General features: G+C 37.7%; 17 protein-coding genes. 13 read left to right on the top strand and 4 right to left on the bottom strand.

Features of this window, described 5'->3' with window-relative positions; genetic code table 11:
* The first annotated feature begins 710 nt into the window (after positions 1 to 710).
* The 11 genes from CTY47_RS04500 (at position 711) to metK (ending at position 9,688) form a co-directional block, all read left to right on the top strand.
* Positions 711 to 1,019 carry a hypothetical protein gene (locus CTY47_RS04500; RefSeq protein ID WP_099463601.1) on the top strand — a complete coding sequence of 103 codons (309 nt, stop codon included), beginning with the start codon at positions 711 to 713 and terminating at the stop codon, positions 1,017 to 1,019.
* 603 nt (positions 1,020 to 1,622) lie between these two features.
* Positions 1,623 to 2,996, top strand: coding sequence for a tRNA (N6-isopentenyl adenosine(37)-C2)-methylthiotransferase MiaB (gene miaB / locus CTY47_RS04495; protein WP_099463600.1), 1,374 nt, complete (start codon positions 1,623 to 1,625; stop codon positions 2,994 to 2,996).
* 320 nt (positions 2,997 to 3,316) lie between these two features.
* Complete coding sequence (locus tag CTY47_RS04490; RefSeq protein WP_099463599.1) at positions 3,317 to 4,195, top strand: cell division protein FtsX; 879 nt, start codon at positions 3,317 to 3,319, stop codon at positions 4,193 to 4,195.
* An 18-nt stretch (positions 4,196 to 4,213) separates the two neighbouring features.
* Positions 4,214 to 4,450, top strand: a complete 237-nt coding sequence (locus CTY47_RS04485) for a DUF3098 domain-containing protein (RefSeq protein ID WP_099463598.1) — start codon at positions 4,214 to 4,216, stop codon at positions 4,448 to 4,450.
* Entirely contained in the window at positions 4,447 to 5,241 is a 795-nt protein-coding gene (locus CTY47_RS04480; RefSeq protein WP_099463597.1) for an undecaprenyl-diphosphate phosphatase, read from the top strand. Before CTY47_RS04485 ends, CTY47_RS04480 begins: the two co-directional genes overlap by 4 nt.
* A complete protein-coding gene (gene truB / locus CTY47_RS04475) occupies positions 5,241 to 5,951 on the top strand; it encodes a tRNA pseudouridine(55) synthase TruB (protein WP_099463596.1) in 711 nt (236 codons plus the stop codon). Before CTY47_RS04480 ends, truB begins: the two co-directional genes overlap by 1 nt.
* A gap of 9 nt (positions 5,952 to 5,960) precedes the next feature.
* Positions 5,961 to 7,010, top strand: a complete 1,050-nt coding sequence (queA, locus tag CTY47_RS04470) for a tRNA preQ1(34) S-adenosylmethionine ribosyltransferase-isomerase QueA (RefSeq protein WP_099463595.1) — start codon at positions 5,961 to 5,963, stop codon at positions 7,008 to 7,010.
* A gap of 11 nt (positions 7,011 to 7,021) precedes the next feature.
* Positions 7,022 to 7,486: a 2-amino-4-hydroxy-6-hydroxymethyldihydropteridine diphosphokinase gene (gene folK / locus CTY47_RS04465; protein WP_099463594.1), complete on the top strand. Its 465-nt coding sequence runs from the start codon at positions 7,022 to 7,024 to the stop codon at positions 7,484 to 7,486.
* 24 nt (positions 7,487 to 7,510) lie between these two features.
* Entirely contained in the window at positions 7,511 to 7,696 is a 186-nt protein-coding gene (locus tag CTY47_RS04460; RefSeq protein ID WP_099463593.1) for a hypothetical protein, read from the top strand.
* A gap of 90 nt (positions 7,697 to 7,786) precedes the next feature.
* Positions 7,787 to 8,215 carry a copper resistance protein NlpE gene (locus CTY47_RS04455; RefSeq protein ID WP_099463592.1) on the top strand — a complete coding sequence of 143 codons (429 nt, stop codon included), beginning with the start codon at positions 7,787 to 7,789 and terminating at the stop codon, positions 8,213 to 8,215.
* 183 nt (positions 8,216 to 8,398) lie between these two features.
* A complete protein-coding gene (gene metK / locus CTY47_RS04450) occupies positions 8,399 to 9,688 on the top strand; it encodes a methionine adenosyltransferase (protein ID WP_099463591.1) in 1,290 nt (429 codons plus the stop codon).
* A gap of 155 nt (positions 9,689 to 9,843) precedes the next feature.
* Here the strand turns inward: metK and CTY47_RS04445 are convergent, their stop codons facing one another.
* The gene (locus CTY47_RS04445; protein WP_099463590.1) at positions 9,844 to 10,614 is read right to left on the bottom strand and encodes an ABC transporter ATP-binding protein; all 771 of its coding nucleotides are present in this window, start codon (positions 10,612 to 10,614) and stop codon (positions 9,844 to 9,846) included.
* Position 10,615: 1 nt separating this feature from the next.
* Positions 10,616 to 11,362, bottom strand: a complete 747-nt coding sequence (locus CTY47_RS04440; RefSeq protein WP_099463589.1) for an MlaE family ABC transporter permease — start codon at positions 11,360 to 11,362, stop codon at positions 10,616 to 10,618.
* Positions 11,363 to 11,554: 192 nt separating this feature from the next.
* On the opposite strand from CTY47_RS04440, the gene lptB reads away from it, so the two are divergent.
* Positions 11,555 to 12,307 carry an LPS export ABC transporter ATP-binding protein gene (gene lptB, locus CTY47_RS04435; protein ID WP_099463588.1) on the top strand — a complete coding sequence of 251 codons (753 nt, stop codon included), beginning with the start codon at positions 11,555 to 11,557 and terminating at the stop codon, positions 12,305 to 12,307.
* Positions 12,308 to 12,389: 82 nt separating this feature from the next.
* Here the strand turns inward: lptB and CTY47_RS04430 are convergent, their stop codons facing one another.
* Together CTY47_RS04430 and CTY47_RS04425 are read right to left on the bottom strand one after the other, a co-directional pair.
* A complete protein-coding gene (locus CTY47_RS04430) occupies positions 12,390 to 13,289 on the bottom strand; it encodes a CPBP family intramembrane glutamic endopeptidase (protein WP_099464074.1) in 900 nt (299 codons plus the stop codon).
* A gap of 70 nt (positions 13,290 to 13,359) precedes the next feature.
* Positions 13,360 to 13,605, bottom strand: a complete 246-nt coding sequence (locus CTY47_RS04425) for an RNA recognition motif domain-containing protein (protein ID WP_099463587.1) — start codon at positions 13,603 to 13,605, stop codon at positions 13,360 to 13,362.
* 352 nt (positions 13,606 to 13,957) lie between these two features.
* Between CTY47_RS04425 and tig the strand changes: the two genes are divergently transcribed.
* Positions 13,958 to 15,310 carry a trigger factor gene (tig, locus tag CTY47_RS04420; protein WP_099463586.1) on the top strand — a complete coding sequence of 451 codons (1,353 nt, stop codon included), beginning with the start codon at positions 13,958 to 13,960 and terminating at the stop codon, positions 15,308 to 15,310.
* Positions 15,311 to 15,410: the final 100 nt, after the last annotated feature.

Here is a 15,410-nt window from a genome sequence, read left to right as displayed (position 1 = left end):
ACCGGTAGATAATATACTGTTTGCCAGTCATGGTTTAGAATAGGCCTTTTATTGTACCAGCTCTATTCTACAAGGAAAGGTTACTTTACCGTTCTGCCTGCTGCAGGTTTCCGTAACTACTCTGATGGTAGTTACGGCGGTCTGTCTACCAGCGGACACTATTGGTCTTCTCCTCTTACAAGGACAGGTAAGTCTTTTCGTCTGCGCTTTGCTAGTAATCTTGCTAGCACGGATGAAGATGGTCTTGCGTATGGTTATTCAGTCCGTTGTGTCCAAGTATTTACGGTCACTCTTTTATTACATTATTTACTGAAGTTGAGTTGTATTAGCATTATAACTTTTCTTTCTTCGCCATCACTAAATTTGACATCTACATACACCTGTTCGTAAGTTCCGGTAATAACGTTTGTAGGAAAATTACGGTCTTTACTGGTCGTTTCCCGGTCTTGTTAATTTTCATGGTCTTAGTTTATAAAGTTGCCGATTGACCGCCCTTCCTGTGACGGTATGGTAGTTTGGTTTTTTGGGGTGTAAATACCCAAAGTTGTTTCATAAAATCCCGTAATGTCTCAATTGATATGTTAATGATAAAAACGTATAATAGTGTTCTTCAATACTATATATCTGTAATTGAAATTCGGCATATTCCTTGTACTATATTTATCAACGAATTGGTATGAATAGATTGTTTAATTAAAAATTTAGGAATCATGAAAAAGGTATTAGTTGCAGTAGCGTTAATGATGAGTGTCGGTAGTCTTAGTGCATTTGCCGTAGAAGCAAGTGTTGATTCAGTAGCGATCGTTTGCGAGGTTAATCAAGATGATTTTATTAAGGCCGAGTTAAAGGATCTTCCGGAAGTTGTTGTGCAAGCCATAGCAAAATCTTATCCGGGTTCAACAATCCAAGAGGTTTATATTGCAGAGAAAACTGATGGAAAATTATTTAAGGTGATTTTGGTTGTTGAAGGTAAAGAGTCCATTGCCATCTTTAATGAAAAAGGCGAAGAAGTAAAGTAGGTTATTGGCGAGAAGCCCGGTTTTATTAGCTGATAGAACCGGGCTTTTTCATAATTAATTATTGAAGATGTAAACTTTATGCTGAGTAATATATGATCTTATGAATAACAAATTGAGATAAGTCGTATGTTTATCCCGTAAAAATATAAATTTTTCATAGTTAAGTTTAGGAGCGTCTGGATAGTAATATCTAGACGCTTTTTATCATATTGCTATTTTACAACAAGTTTTTAATGGAATAGAGAGCTATGTTTTTTTTATTTGTTTATCGTTTTGTGGAATGGAAGTTTGCCAGTATCTTTACCAAAATTTCAGAAGGAAGATATTAGACTGTCAAAAGGTTTGAAGATCACCCGATTAAATAGCATTTATTGTTTTTGCACTTTAGATGTAGGAATAATTATTGAAAAGTAAATCAACAGACTGGTATAAAAGTAAATAAGGGTAACTTCACAGCCACCCTTATTTGATTTAACCAAAACCTTAACTATGAAAAAATTTACGTTTTTCGTATGCAAATATAAGCGTGTAATTTGAATCATGCAAATATTCTCTCGTTTATTTTTTAGAGAAATTATTATTTAAACTTTATTAGTAATTAAGATGATTGAACAAGAAAATGGCGCAGACTTAAAATCTGCTGTCTTAAATGAAGAAAAGAAATTGTTTATTGAGACTTACGGATGTCAGATGAATGTTGCTGACAGTGAGGTTGTAGCTTCTATCATGCAGATGGATGGTTATTCCATGACGGAAAATATTGAAGAAGCAGATGCAATTTTTGTAAATACCTGTTCTGTGCGTGATAATGCCGAACAACGTATTTATGGACGTTTGCAGTATTTTCAATCGTTGAAGCGTAAGAAGAAGTCGCTTATTGTTGGTGTATTGGGTTGTATGGCTGAGAGGGTTAAGGAGGAGTTGATAAATGAACATCGCGTAGATTTGGTTGTTGGCCCGGACTCTTATATGGATTTACCAAATCTGATTGGTGCCGTAGAGCATGGAGAAAAAGCAATTAATGTGGAATTGTCGACACAGGAAACATATAAGGATGTAATTCCTTTAAAGTTGGGTGGTGTGAATATCGGCGGATTTGTTTCCATTATGCGCGGGTGTAATAACTTTTGTTCCTATTGTATCGTTCCTTATACGCGTGGACGTGAAAGAAGCCGTGATGTCGAAAGTATATTGAATGAAATACAGGATATGCGTCAGAAAGGCTTTAAAGAAGTAACATTGCTGGGACAAAACGTGAACTCCTATTTGTTTGAAAAAGACGGGCAGCAGATAACATTTCCTGTTCTGTTGGAGCGCGTAGCCCTGGCTGCTCCTGATATGCGTATTCGTTTTGTCACCTCCCACCCAAAAGATATGAGTGATGATACATTGCGCGTGATAGCTGCTCATACTAATATATGTAGGTATATTCATTTGCCGGCTCAGTCCGGAAGTTCGCGTATGCTGAAGGTTATGAACCGTAAATATACGCGCGAATGGTATTTGGATCGTATTGCGGCTATCCGCCGTATCCTTCCTGATTGTGCAATCTCTACCGATTTGTTTTGTGGTTTCCATTCGGAGACAGAGGAAGATTACCAGGAAACATTGTCTTTAATGCGAGAAGTGGGATATGACAGTGCATTTCTTTTCAAATACTCTGAACGTCCGGGTACTTATGCTTCAAAACATTTGGCTGACGATGTTCCTGAAGAAGAAAAGGTACGCCGCTTGCAAGGTATGATCGATTTGCAAAATAAACTTTCCGAAGAAAGCAATCTGCGTGATATAGGTAAAGAATTCGAAGTTTTGATTGAAGGTTTCTCTAAACGCTCAAGAGAACAGTTGTTTGGCCGTACAAGCCAGAATAAAGTGGTAATCTTTGATAAGAGGAACTATCACGTCGGACAATTCATCAAAGTGAGGATATTACGTGCATCTTCGGCTACTTTATTCGGGGAACCCGTAGATAATTAATCAAAAGTATAGGATGTTTTTTGTTTTTGACCTGGGTGGAATTTGATTTTGACCCAGATCGAAATTAATTTTTAGCTAGGTCAAAATTGATTTTGGGCGGCTCAAAAGAATAATTCTTCCCGTACTTCAGCCTAAAAGTAGAGGATTCCAATATTAAAAAAACGGTATTGATTCTTATGTAAGAAGTAATTCTCTATGGTTAAAGATTTGTAAATACGTATGGCGTTACGCAAATAATTCGTTCTTTTGCAGAAAAATTGGGAGGTGTGTTCTCTTTACGCATCTCCCCAATTTATTTAATTCAATTAAGAGCGTGTCTGATGGCTGAAAATAAAAAGGTTAGTACTGTATCTTTCTTTAATTCTCGTCTTACTTCTGTAATCAGTATAGCATTGGTGCTTTTCTTGTTAGGACTGATTTTCTTGATGGGATTATTAAGTAATAAGCTTTCTGTTTATGTAAAAGAAAATATAGCATTTTCCATATTGTTAAAAGATAACCAGAAGGAAGCCGATATTAAGCGAATGCAAAAAAGTCTGGATGCATTGCCTTTTATTAAATCAACAGAATATATTTCGAAAGAACAAGCTGCAAAAGAACTGGAGGAAGAACTTGGCGAAAATCCCGAGACTTTTCTTGGTTTTAACCCGCTGCAAGCATCTATGGAGGTAAAGCTGCATTCGGAATATGCTAATCCTGATAGCCTCAAACTGATAGAGAAACAAATAAGAACCTATACTTCTGTTACAGATTTGCTTTATCGTAAGGATATGATGGAAATGGTTCATAATAATATGAAGCGGGTTGGAATAATATTGCTGACATTGGCGGTTGTACTGATGTGCATATCTTTTGTCCTTATCAGTAATACGATTCGTTTACTTATTTATTCGAAGCGTTTCCTTATCCATACAATGAAGTTGGTTGGTGCTACGCCCGGCTTTATTTGCAGACCTTTTGTAAGGTATAATGTGGTAAGTGGTATTTTTGCATCTATACTTGCAATATTGATGTTGACCGGTGCGTTATACTATCTACAGAATGAATTGAAAGGTTTCATTCAGATATTGGATGTTCAATCGTTGCTTATTGTATATGCTGCCGTGTTGGGATTAGGGATTTTATTATCTGTCGTAGCAACAATATTTGCGGTGAACAAATATCTCAGAATGGGCGTTGATAAATTGTATTATATATAATATTAGAGAGATAGAAAGATGGCAAAGAGAGATTTTGCATTTGGCAAAGAAAATTTTATACTGATTGCAATTGCAATCGTATTTATTGTTGTGGGCTTTATGTTGATGAGTGGTGGTGGCTCTGTAGACGGAGTTTCTTTTAACCCGGAAATATTTAGTACCCGCCGTATTGTTGTCGCTCCGGTTGTGACTGTATTGGGCTTTGTAATTATGATTTTCGGCATACTGAAGAAAAGTAAAGAAGTAGCCGAATGAACTGGTTTGAAGCATTAATCCTGGGTGTAATACAGGGACTTACTGAGTTTTTGCCGGTTAGCAGTAGCGGACATCTGGCCATAGGTAGCGCTCTGTTTGGTATTCAGGGAGAAGAGAATCTGACATTTGCTGTAGCGGTGCATGCTGCTACAGTGTTGAGCACCATTGTGGTTTTATGGAGCGAAGTTTCTTTCTTATTCAAATCCTTTTTCTCCTTTAAATGGAATGAAGGAACAAAGACAGTCTGTAAAATATTATTGTCTATGATTCCAGTTGGAATTGTGGGCGTTTTCTTTAAAGATTATGTGGAAGAAATATTTGGTAGCGGATTGTTGATAGTAGGCTGCATGCTTCTTGTTACGGCTGCGTTGCTGGCATTTTCTTATTATGCAAAACCGCGCCAGAAAGAAGAAATATCTTTTAAAGATGCATTTATTATCGGTATAGCACAGGCTTGTGCAGTATTGCCGGGCTTATCGCGTTCGGGTTCAACAATTGCGACCGGACTTTTGTTAGGCGATAAGAAAGAGCAGGTTGCTAAGTTTTCTTTTCTGATGGTGATTATTCCGATTTTAGGAGAAGCCTTTCTGGATCTGATGAAAGGTGGTTTTTCTCCTGAAGAGTCAGGAATATCGTCAGTTGCTTTGATCACTGGTTTTATAGCAGCTTTCGTATCGGGAGCGATCGCTTGTAGATGGATGATTAATCTGGTGAAGAATGGAAAGCTTATTTATTTTGCTTATTACTGTGTGGTTGCCGGATTATTTACGATTATATATTCGCTTGTTTAATGGATTTTATTGCAGGAGAGGTTCTTTGTTTTAATAAGCCACTGCGGTGGACTTCTTTTGATTTGGTAAATAAGTTTCGCTATAAATTATCGCGTAAACTTAAGGTGAAGAAAATAAAGGTGGGACATGCCGGTACGCTTGATCCGTTGGCTACAGGTGTGATGATCGTGTGTACGGGTAGGGCTACTAAAAGAATTGATGAACTTCAATATCAGACGAAAGAGTATGTGGCAACCCTGAAATTGGGTGAAACCACTCCTTCTTTTGATCTGGAAAAAGAGGTAGACGGGGTTTATCCGACAGAGCATATTACTTGTAAGATGGTGGAAGATGTTTTGCAATCGTTTGTGGGAACGATACAACAGATACCGCCGGTCTTTTCTGCTTGCAAGGTTGAGGGAAAGCGAGCGTATGAGCTAGCCCGTAAAGGGGAAGAGGTAAAGTTGAAAGCAAAAACATTGGTGATAGATGAAATGGAATTGCTGGAATGTAATTTGCCGATAGTAAAAATACGGGTTGTGTGTAGTAAAGGCACATATATTCGTGCTTTAGCCCGTGATATCGGGGTCGCATTACACTCGGGTGCCCATCTGGTTGCATTAGAGCGCACGCGAATTGGTGATGTTACTTTGGATATGTGCATGTCGCCGGAAGATATAGATGATTTTCTGGAAAAGAATGTAGAGATAGAAATAAAAGAAAATAAATAGAATAGCATTATGAAGCTGTCGAAATTCAAATTTAATTTGCCGTCGGAACAGATAGCATTGCATCCGACAAATAACAGAGATGAATCGAGAATGATGGTCGTAAACCGTAAGACCGGAGAGATTGAACATCATGTTTTCAAAGATATACTGAATTATTTCGGAGAAAAAGATGTATTTATCTTCAATAATACAAAAGTATTTCCCGCACGTTTATATGGGAACAAGGAAAAGACGGGGGCACGTATTGAAGTCTTTTTATTACGTGAACTGAATGAAGAATTACGTTTGTGGGATGTGCTGGTGGATCCGGCCCGTAAGATTCGTATCGGTAATAAATTGTATTTCGGTGAAGACGATTCTATGGTGGCAGAGGTGATAGATAATACTACTTCACGCGGCCGTACGCTTCGTTTCTTATATGATGGTAATCATGACGAATTCAAGAAAGCTTTATATGCTTTAGGCGAAACTCCGCTTCCAAAGTATATAGACCGTCCGGTAGAAGCAGATGATGAAGATCGTTATCAGAATATTTTTGCAACAGAAGAAGGCGCTGTTGTTGCTCCGGCAGCCGCTTTGCATTTTAGCCGTGAGTTAATGAAACGCCTGGAGATAAAAGATTGCCGTTTTGCTTTTCTTACATTGCATTCGGGTTTGGGTAACTTCCGTGAAATAGACGTAGAAGACCTGACTAAACATAAGATGGATTCGGAACAAATGGTTGTTGATACGGATGTTGTGAATATTGTGAATACGGCAAAAGACGACGGACATCAGATTTGTGCGGTAGGGACATCGGTTATGCGTGCTGTTGAGACAGCTGTAAGTACAGACGGACATTTGAAGGAATTTGAGGGATGGACGAATAAGTTTATCTTCCCGCCTTATGATTTCAGTGTTGCTACAAGTATGGTGACAAACTTGCATATGCCATTGTCTACATTGTTGATGATGACTGCTTCTTTTGGTGGTTACGACCTGATAATGGACGCTTATGAAGTTGCTCTGAAAGAAGGCTATCGCTTTGGAGCCTATGGTGATGCAATGTTAATTCTGTAAATATATTACAAATGGCAACAGCATACCTTAGTTTAGGTACGAATATAGGAAACAAACGAAGAAATTTAATAACAGCGGCAGCGTTGTTAGCCGAAAGGGTGGGAGATATTCTCGCCCTTTCTGATATATATGAAACAGAACCTTGGGGCTTTGAATCGGAAAATACATTTTTGAATGCGGCTTTAGCGCTTCGTACTTTGCTTTCACCATTAGAGTTGCTTGATGCAACCCGCTTGATAGAGGTTGAAATGGGACGTGTGGAAAAAAGTAATGGTACATATCAGGATCGTATTATCGATATAGATATATTAATGTACGACGACATTGTGATGCAGACTTTGCAACTTACTATTCCTCATCCTCTAATGCACAAACGTTCTTTTGTGATGGAACCGTTGGCAGAGATAGCTCCGGATGTGGTTCATTCGGTTTTTCATAAAACAATTGCCGAACTTGCCGGTTTTAAGTATAAATAATTTTACCCGTAAATACAGATAAATATGGATATAAATAAAATACTGACAGAAGGTATGGTCTTTAAAAAGGCCAAACAAGAACCATCAAAAGATGGTAAGAAGATTAAGTTTTCGGACTTCCTGAAGGGTACACATGGCTCAGACTCTGCAAAAAAGAAGGCAGAATATAAGTACAAAAGAGCTATGCGTAATAAAAAGAACAGAGGATAGGCTGAAAGTAAATGAGTGTTTGCCAAAACATTTACTTATATAAATAGTGTTCTTAATAATAGAAGTGAATGTTTAATTATTGAATCGAGTATGAAAAAGATTGTTGTTTTGTTATGTTCTTGTTTTCTTATGACGGCTTGTGTAAACAGCTCAAAGACAAATAAGGAAGAAAAGAAAAGTGAAACGGTTGCAGATATGCATAATGCCGAGAATTCGTTGGATGTTGATGGTGTTTATACCGGTACGTTTCCTGCTGCGGATTGTCCGGGTATAGAGACGACTCTGACGCTGAATAAGGATAACACCTTTACTTTGCATTCTGTATATATTGACCGGAAAGATGGGACTTTTGATGATAAAGGAACATATACACTTGATAAAAACCTGCTTACCCTTAAAGTAGATGGTGATAGTGATCAATATTATAAAGTTGGTGAAAATAAACTGTTCCGTTTAGACAGTGATAAGAAAGAAATTACAGGTCCGTTGGCCGAACATTATATTTTAACAAAAGAATAAAACTTAAAATATCCGGGTTTGACAAATTTTGTATATATTTGCAACCGAATTGATGTGGATAGATTTGTATTGCTTGCAACCACAGGAAAAAATGCTAAAAACAAACCTCTTTTCTAAGCCGTTCGGCAAACAATTCCTCCTAAATCAATTCATTACTAATATACATATTTAATCATTGAAGTAATGAGTTATTTATTCACCTCCGAATCGGTGTCTGAAGGACACCCCGATAAAGTAGCCGATCAAATATCGGATGCTTTGCTTGATGAGTTTCTGGCTTATGACAAAAACTCGAAAGTTGCTTGCGAAACCCTTGTTACAACCGGACAGGTTGTCTTGGCTGGAGAAGTTAAATCAAGTGCATATGTAGATGTGCAGGAAGTAGCGCGTGGCGTGATTGAAAAGATCGGCTATACGAAAAGCGAATACCAGTTTGAAGCTAAATCATGCGGTGTATTTTCTTCTATCCATGAACAAAGCGGTGATATTAACCGTGGCGTGGAACGTGAAGATCCGTATAATCAGGGCGCCGGAGACCAAGGTATGATGTTTGGTTATGCCACAAACGAAACCGAAAACTATATGCCTCTTGCATTAGACCTTTCTCACAGCCTGTTGTGGGAATTAGCTTCTATTCGTAAAAATGAACCGGATCTGATGCCTTACCTTCGTCCGGATGCAAAGAGCCAGGTTACAATTGAATATGACGACAATGGCAAACCTTTGCGTATTGATACAATTGTAGTTTCTACGCAACATGATGAGTTCATCAGCCCTAAAGGTATTTCACAGGAAGAAGCCGATATTGCTATGCAAAAAAAGATTGCTGTCGATGTGAAAAATATTCTTGTACCACGTGTTAAAGCTCAATATCCGGCTCATGTTCAGGCTTTGTTTAGTGATGAAATTATCTACCACGTAAATCCAACCGGAAAGTTTGTGATTGGTGGTCCTCATGGCGATACTGGTTTAACCGGCCGTAAGATTATTGTAGATACTTATGGTGGAAAAGGTGCTCACGGTGGTGGTGCTTTCTCTGGAAAAGACCCTTCGAAGGTAGACCGTTCGGCTGCTTATGCAGCACGTCATATTGCAAAGAATATGGTTGCAGCTGGTGTTGCCGATGAAATGCTGGTGCAGGTATCTTATGCTATCGGTGTTGCAAAACCTATGAATATCTTTGTAAATACATTTGGCCGTGCCAAAGTGAATATGACTGATGGCGAGATCGCTGCTAAGATATGGGATTTATTTGATATGCGTCCGAAGGCAATTGAGGAACGTTTGAAATTACGTAATCCGATTTATTTGGAAACTGCATCTTATGGACACATGGGACGTAAGCCTGAAGTTGTAAAGAAAACATTTGTGTCTCGTTACAACACGAAGCCTACTACTTGTGAAGTTGAGCTTTTTACTTGGGAAAAGCTAGACTATGTTGACAAAGTAAAGAAAGCATTTAGCTTGAAATAAGAATATTTTCTGTTTAATTCATGAAAAGCCGTTTTCGTATGCTTTATGTATGCGATAACGGCTTTTCTTTTGAAAAAGAGGGGAATAAATGCTTGTGATAAATTAACTTGTATTATAAGACTTGGTATGTGCCTAATAATATGGCAATCTGTTTGTCATCCTTCTTCGTGCTGCATTTCTATTTCCTTTACTTTCCGGAATAAATCGGATGCGAAAATAAAATCATTCAGCGCTTTATTGCTGGACGTGATTACTTGTTCTTTCGTTCCCTGCCATTCTTTTACTCCTTCTTTTATGAAAATAATATTTTCTCCAATATTCATTACGGAGTTCATATCATGAGTATTAATGATAGTTGTCATCTTATATTCAACTGTAATGTCGTGAATCAGATCATCAATAATCAATGATGTCTTTGGGTCCAGACCGGAGTTGGGTTCATCACAAAACAAATATTTAGGGTTCAGGGCTATGGCACGTGCTATGGCGGCACGTTTCATCATACCTCCACTAATTTCGGATGGGAACAGATGCCCGGCTTCCGACAGATTTACGCGATCCAAACAAAATTGAGCTCGTTTTTGGCGCTCTTTTGCAGAATCATTGGAAAACATATCGAGTGGAAACATAACATTTTCCAGGACGGTCATGCTGTCAAACAATGCGGAACCCTGAAAGAGCATACCCATTTCGCGGCGGAGCATATTCAGTTCGTGCTTATTCATTGTAAGCAGGTTGCGTCCGTCATACAATATTTCTCCCTTATCCGGTTTCATCAGTCCGATGATGTTTTTGATAAGAACAGTCTTTCCCGAGCCGCTTCGACCTATAATCAGGTTCGTTTTGCCGTCTTCAAAGATCGTATTAATATCATGGAGTACAACACGCCCGTCAAAAGACTTTGTTATATTTTTTACTTCAATCATCTTATGTTAGCATTAAATGGGTTAATATTACGTCGGCAAGCAGGATCATAATACTACTCATTACCACTGCATTTGTACTGGCTTTACCGACTTCCAGTGCTCCGCCTTTCACATAATAACCGAAGTAAGCAGCTATGGATGAAATGATGAAAGCGTAAACTACGGATTTGATAATAGAATACCAAATATAAAATTCGTTGAAATAAAATTGCAATCCATATTCGAAAGATGCGGGAGTCATCCCTGTCCCTGTTGAGTAGCTGGCTGCAATACCTCCCAGGATACCAGTAAACATACTGAAGATAACTAATACGGGGATGAAGATCATTAGACCTATCATTTTAGGAAGAATCAGGAAGTTAGCAGAGTTAACCCCCATAATTTCCATTGCATCAATTTGTTCGGTGACGCGCATTGTCCCTATTTCCGATGCGATATTACTACCTACTTTACCTGCCAGAATCAAACACATGATGGAGGAAGAAAACTCCAGTAATATGATTTCACGGGTTGTATAACCAATAGTGAATTTAGGAATTAATGGCGAGCTGATATTTAATGATATCTGAATGGCTATAACGGTGCCGATAAAAATGGATATAATAATTACAATCCATAGCGAATCAACTCCCAGCTTGTAAACCTCTTTTATCAACTGTTTGAAAAACATACTCCACCTGTCAGGTATGGTAATGCTTTTCATCATTAATTGGGTGTATTCACCCACTCTATGTAATGCTTTATTCATTATCTGATTGCTATTCAATTACAGTCTGCAAATATAACGCAAATATGGCAACAACGGTTCATTTGTTACTTGATACTTCTGGTTTGAATTAAATATTAAATCGGAACTAAGCTTTTTGCAGAATATGAATTGTCTGTCTCTTTCTTGCTTGTAACTGATTTATTCTGTTTCTTTGTGCCAAAGATTTAATGTATGTCAGAAGAAGAACAAATGATTCTCCGGACGGAGGATTTGGTGAAAAAATATAGGACACGTACGGTAGTAAACCATGTTTCCATTAATGTGAAACAGGGAGAGATTGTTGGTCTGTTAGGGCCTAATGGGGCAGGCAAGACAACTACGTTTTATATGACAGTAGGATTGGTTACTCCTAATGAAGGTAAAATCTTTTTGAATGATATGGAGATAACGAAATTTCCGGTTTATAAGCGTGCTCGCAATGGGATTGGCTATTTAGCCCAGGAAGCCTCTATCTTCCGGAAAATGACGGTTGAAGATAATATTCGTTCCGTACTCGAGATGACAGACACGACTGCCGAATACCAGAAAGAAAAACTTGAAAGTTTGATTGCCGAATTTGGTCTGAATAAGGTGCGGAAGAATTTGGGAGACCAACTTTCGGGAGGAGAACGCCGCCGTGCAGAGATAGCGCGCTGTCTTGCCATTAATCCGAAGTTTATTATGTTGGATGAACCTTTTGCAGGTGTAGACCCTATTGCTGTACAGGATATTCAAACTATTGTAGCAAAATTAAAGCATAAGAATATCGGTATTTTGATTACAGACCATAATGTATATGAAACACTGAGTATTTGTGACCGGGCTTATTTGTTGTTTGAGGGTAAGGTGTTGTTCCAGGGTAGTGCGGAACAGTTGGCCGAAAACGAAATTGTTCGTGAAAAATATCTGGGTAAAGATTTTGTTTTGCGGAAAAAGGACTTATAAGTAGTAGGAAAATTTGATCCTGATCATTTTGCAAAAACATCCCGATGATTTAATCAAATCATCGGGATGTTTTTGTATTGAATCAATTGTCTTTTATTAATTCTTTCCGGATATATTTATTTAATATGATAAAGGATATCAGCGTGACAAAAGCCATGCTTGCGAAAGATAATAAATGAGCATCTGAAATATCACCGGAAACCAATTCCAGATTTTTCCACCGGCTGTTCGACATGCCTATAACTGCTGTTGCATTGTTTACAAAATGGGCAAAAACAGGTATCCAGATACATTTGCTCCAATAAAGCAAGTAACCGAAGTAGGCACCTAATAGCAAACGTGGTATAAATCCGAAAAACTGCATGTGGAATGCGCTGAAAATAAATGCGGCACTCCATATTATTATGTGGTGGTTTGGACTCCATTTGCCGATTATTCTCTGTATGGTTCCGCGAAAAAGGAACTCTTCTGTTATGGCCGCTGTTACTGCTATAACAATCAGATTGGAAAGCAAAGTAAGTATTCTTCCTTCTGATAATAATAACTCTGTCATGCGTTCGGCTGCATTCTCTTGTGTTCTCATCCAATTTTCTATAGGAGCCAAAATAGAAGGCAACTCCATTTGTTTGTTTAATACGCCTGTGAGCGTAATCGTGGGTGAAAACAGATACATGCTGATAAGTATCAATAGCATGATTCTAACGTTCGGTGTCTTTTTTATTGACAAATACCCGGAAGGTTTGTTACTGCACGTCCAGGCTACGGCAATTGCCGGAAAAAGGAACATTCCGATGGAAGAAAGAAATTGCAATGTTCGCATTATACCGGGATACTGATATATATCAGCCTTTACTCCATGGGTAAGGAATAAGACTCCCATACCTAAAACAGAAGATATAAATCCTCCGGCCAGCATAAAAAGCAATAGTAAGAAAATTTGGAACAAGGCCGGTTTGCCGGCATAAAAACCTTTTAAATTCATATTTTCGGGCATAAAAAAAAACTTCTGCCCAAAGATAGACAGAAGTTTTTATTTTTTTAGGAAGAACTGATTACATTCTGGGTCTGGCTTCTTTAACAACCATCTGGCGACCTTCGAATTCAGCTTCGTTTAATTCTTCGATAGCTTTTTTTGCTGCAGAATCATCCGGCATTTCAACAAAAGCAAAACCTTTAGACTTGCCAGTTTCACGGTCCTTGATAATCTTTACAGAATCAACTGCACCGTATTCTTCCATTACTTGTTTCAAATCATCTTCCCGAACACGATAGTTCAGGTTTCCAATGTAAATGTTCATAAAAATAGAAAATTAAAAAAATAAAATTGTTACTTAAATGAAAGTGTTATTAAACCGGAATTTCGTAACAATGAGATAATTTATTCAACAAGTAAATGCGGAAAAATCAACAAGTAGATGCAGAAATAAAAAACAATGTTATGTACGTTCAAGGTAAATTTCCTTTCACGCTACAAAGGAATACAAATATTTTAGATAAACAACTATTTATTTGAAAATAAAATGTGGAAATGGATACTTTTTTAATTGTGCTGAAACAAATTAGGTTAACTATTTGCGATATTGAAAGAATAAATCTAATTTTGCACCCTAAATTTTTGATACAGTATATTAATTAAATAAATAATCCAGAATGAACATTTCGCTGAAAAACAATGATGCCCTGAGTGGTATTATAAAATTAGAAATAGTGAAAGCTGACTATGAAAGTCAGGTTGAAGGAAATTTGCGTAAGCTCCGTCAGAAAGCTAATGTACCAGGATTCCGCAAAGGTATGGTTCCGGTCGGTATGGTAAAAAAAATGTATGGTAAACACGTTTTAATAGAAGAGATTAACAAAATTGTATCTGAGAATCTTTTCAAATATATCCGTGACAATAATTTGGCTGTTCTGGGAGAACCATTATCAAGCATGACGGAACAAAAAGATATTGATTTTGATAAGGATGAAGATTTTGAGTTCTGCTTTGATGTTGCTTTTGCTCCTGCATTTAATATTGAATTAGACAAAAATGATAAATTAGCATACTATCAGGTTGCTATTGATGATGATATGCTGAATAAGCAGGTAGAATCTTATACTTCTCATTTCGGTTCTTATGACCAGGCCGAAGAAGTTGAAGAAAGAGACTTGGTGAAGGGTACTGTTGCGGAACTGGAAAACGGGGCTCCGAAAGAAGGCGGTATCGTTGTGGAAGATGCAGTTTTGATGCCATCATATATGAAAGATGAAGCAGAAAAGGCTAAGTTTATTGGTGCAAAAGTTAATTCGGTAGTTGTATTTAACCCTAATAAGGCTTATGAAGGTGCGGAAGCTGAAATCTCTTCGTTCCTGAAGATTGGAAAAGAAGATGTTGCTAACCATACCGGTGATTTCAGCTTTGAAATTAAGGAAGTGACACGTCATAAAAATGCAGAACTGAATCAGGAGTTATTCGATAAAGTCTTCGGTGAAGGTGCTGTCACTAGCGAAGAAGAGTTTAAAAATAAAATTAAAGAAGCCTTGGCCGAACAGTTTGGGCCTCAGAGCGACTTTAAATTCCTGACAGATGCCCGCGAATTGTTGTCTGCAAAAGCGGGTGAAATGGAAATTGCGGATGATTTGGTAAAACGTTGGTTGCTTGTTGCAAACGAAAAGAATACACCGGAAGCTATTGAAGAAGATTATCCGAAAATTAAAGAGGATTTGAAATATCACTTTATCAAAGATGCTTTAGTGAAAAAGTATAACCTGAATGTAGAGCGTGAGGATATTGAAAACTTTGCTAAACGTGTGGCGAAAGCCCAGTTCGCTCAATATGGCATGCTTTCTGTTCCTGAAGAAATGCTGGACAATTATGCGAAGGATATGTTGAAAAATCAGCAGACTATGCAGAATATTGCAGAACGTGCTATGGAAGAAAAGCTGGCTGCATGCTTGAAAGAACAGGTCGATCTGGAAATTAAAGAAATTTCGGTTGACGAATTCAATAAACTTTTTGAATAAAAAAGGAAAAATAAGGGCTTTTGCAAATTAGCCTGTTTCTTGAAAAAAGGGGATTTCTCTCTAAAAATATCTTAGCGGACAACAAATAAGTTGTTTCTTT

Origin of the sequence: Parabacteroides provencensis (assembly GCF_900232875.1) — a bacterium.
Taxonomy (GTDB): Bacteria; Bacteroidota; Bacteroidia; order Bacteroidales; family Tannerellaceae; genus Parabacteroides; species Parabacteroides chinchillae.
This window is presented reverse-complemented; position numbering and strand designations above follow the sequence as displayed.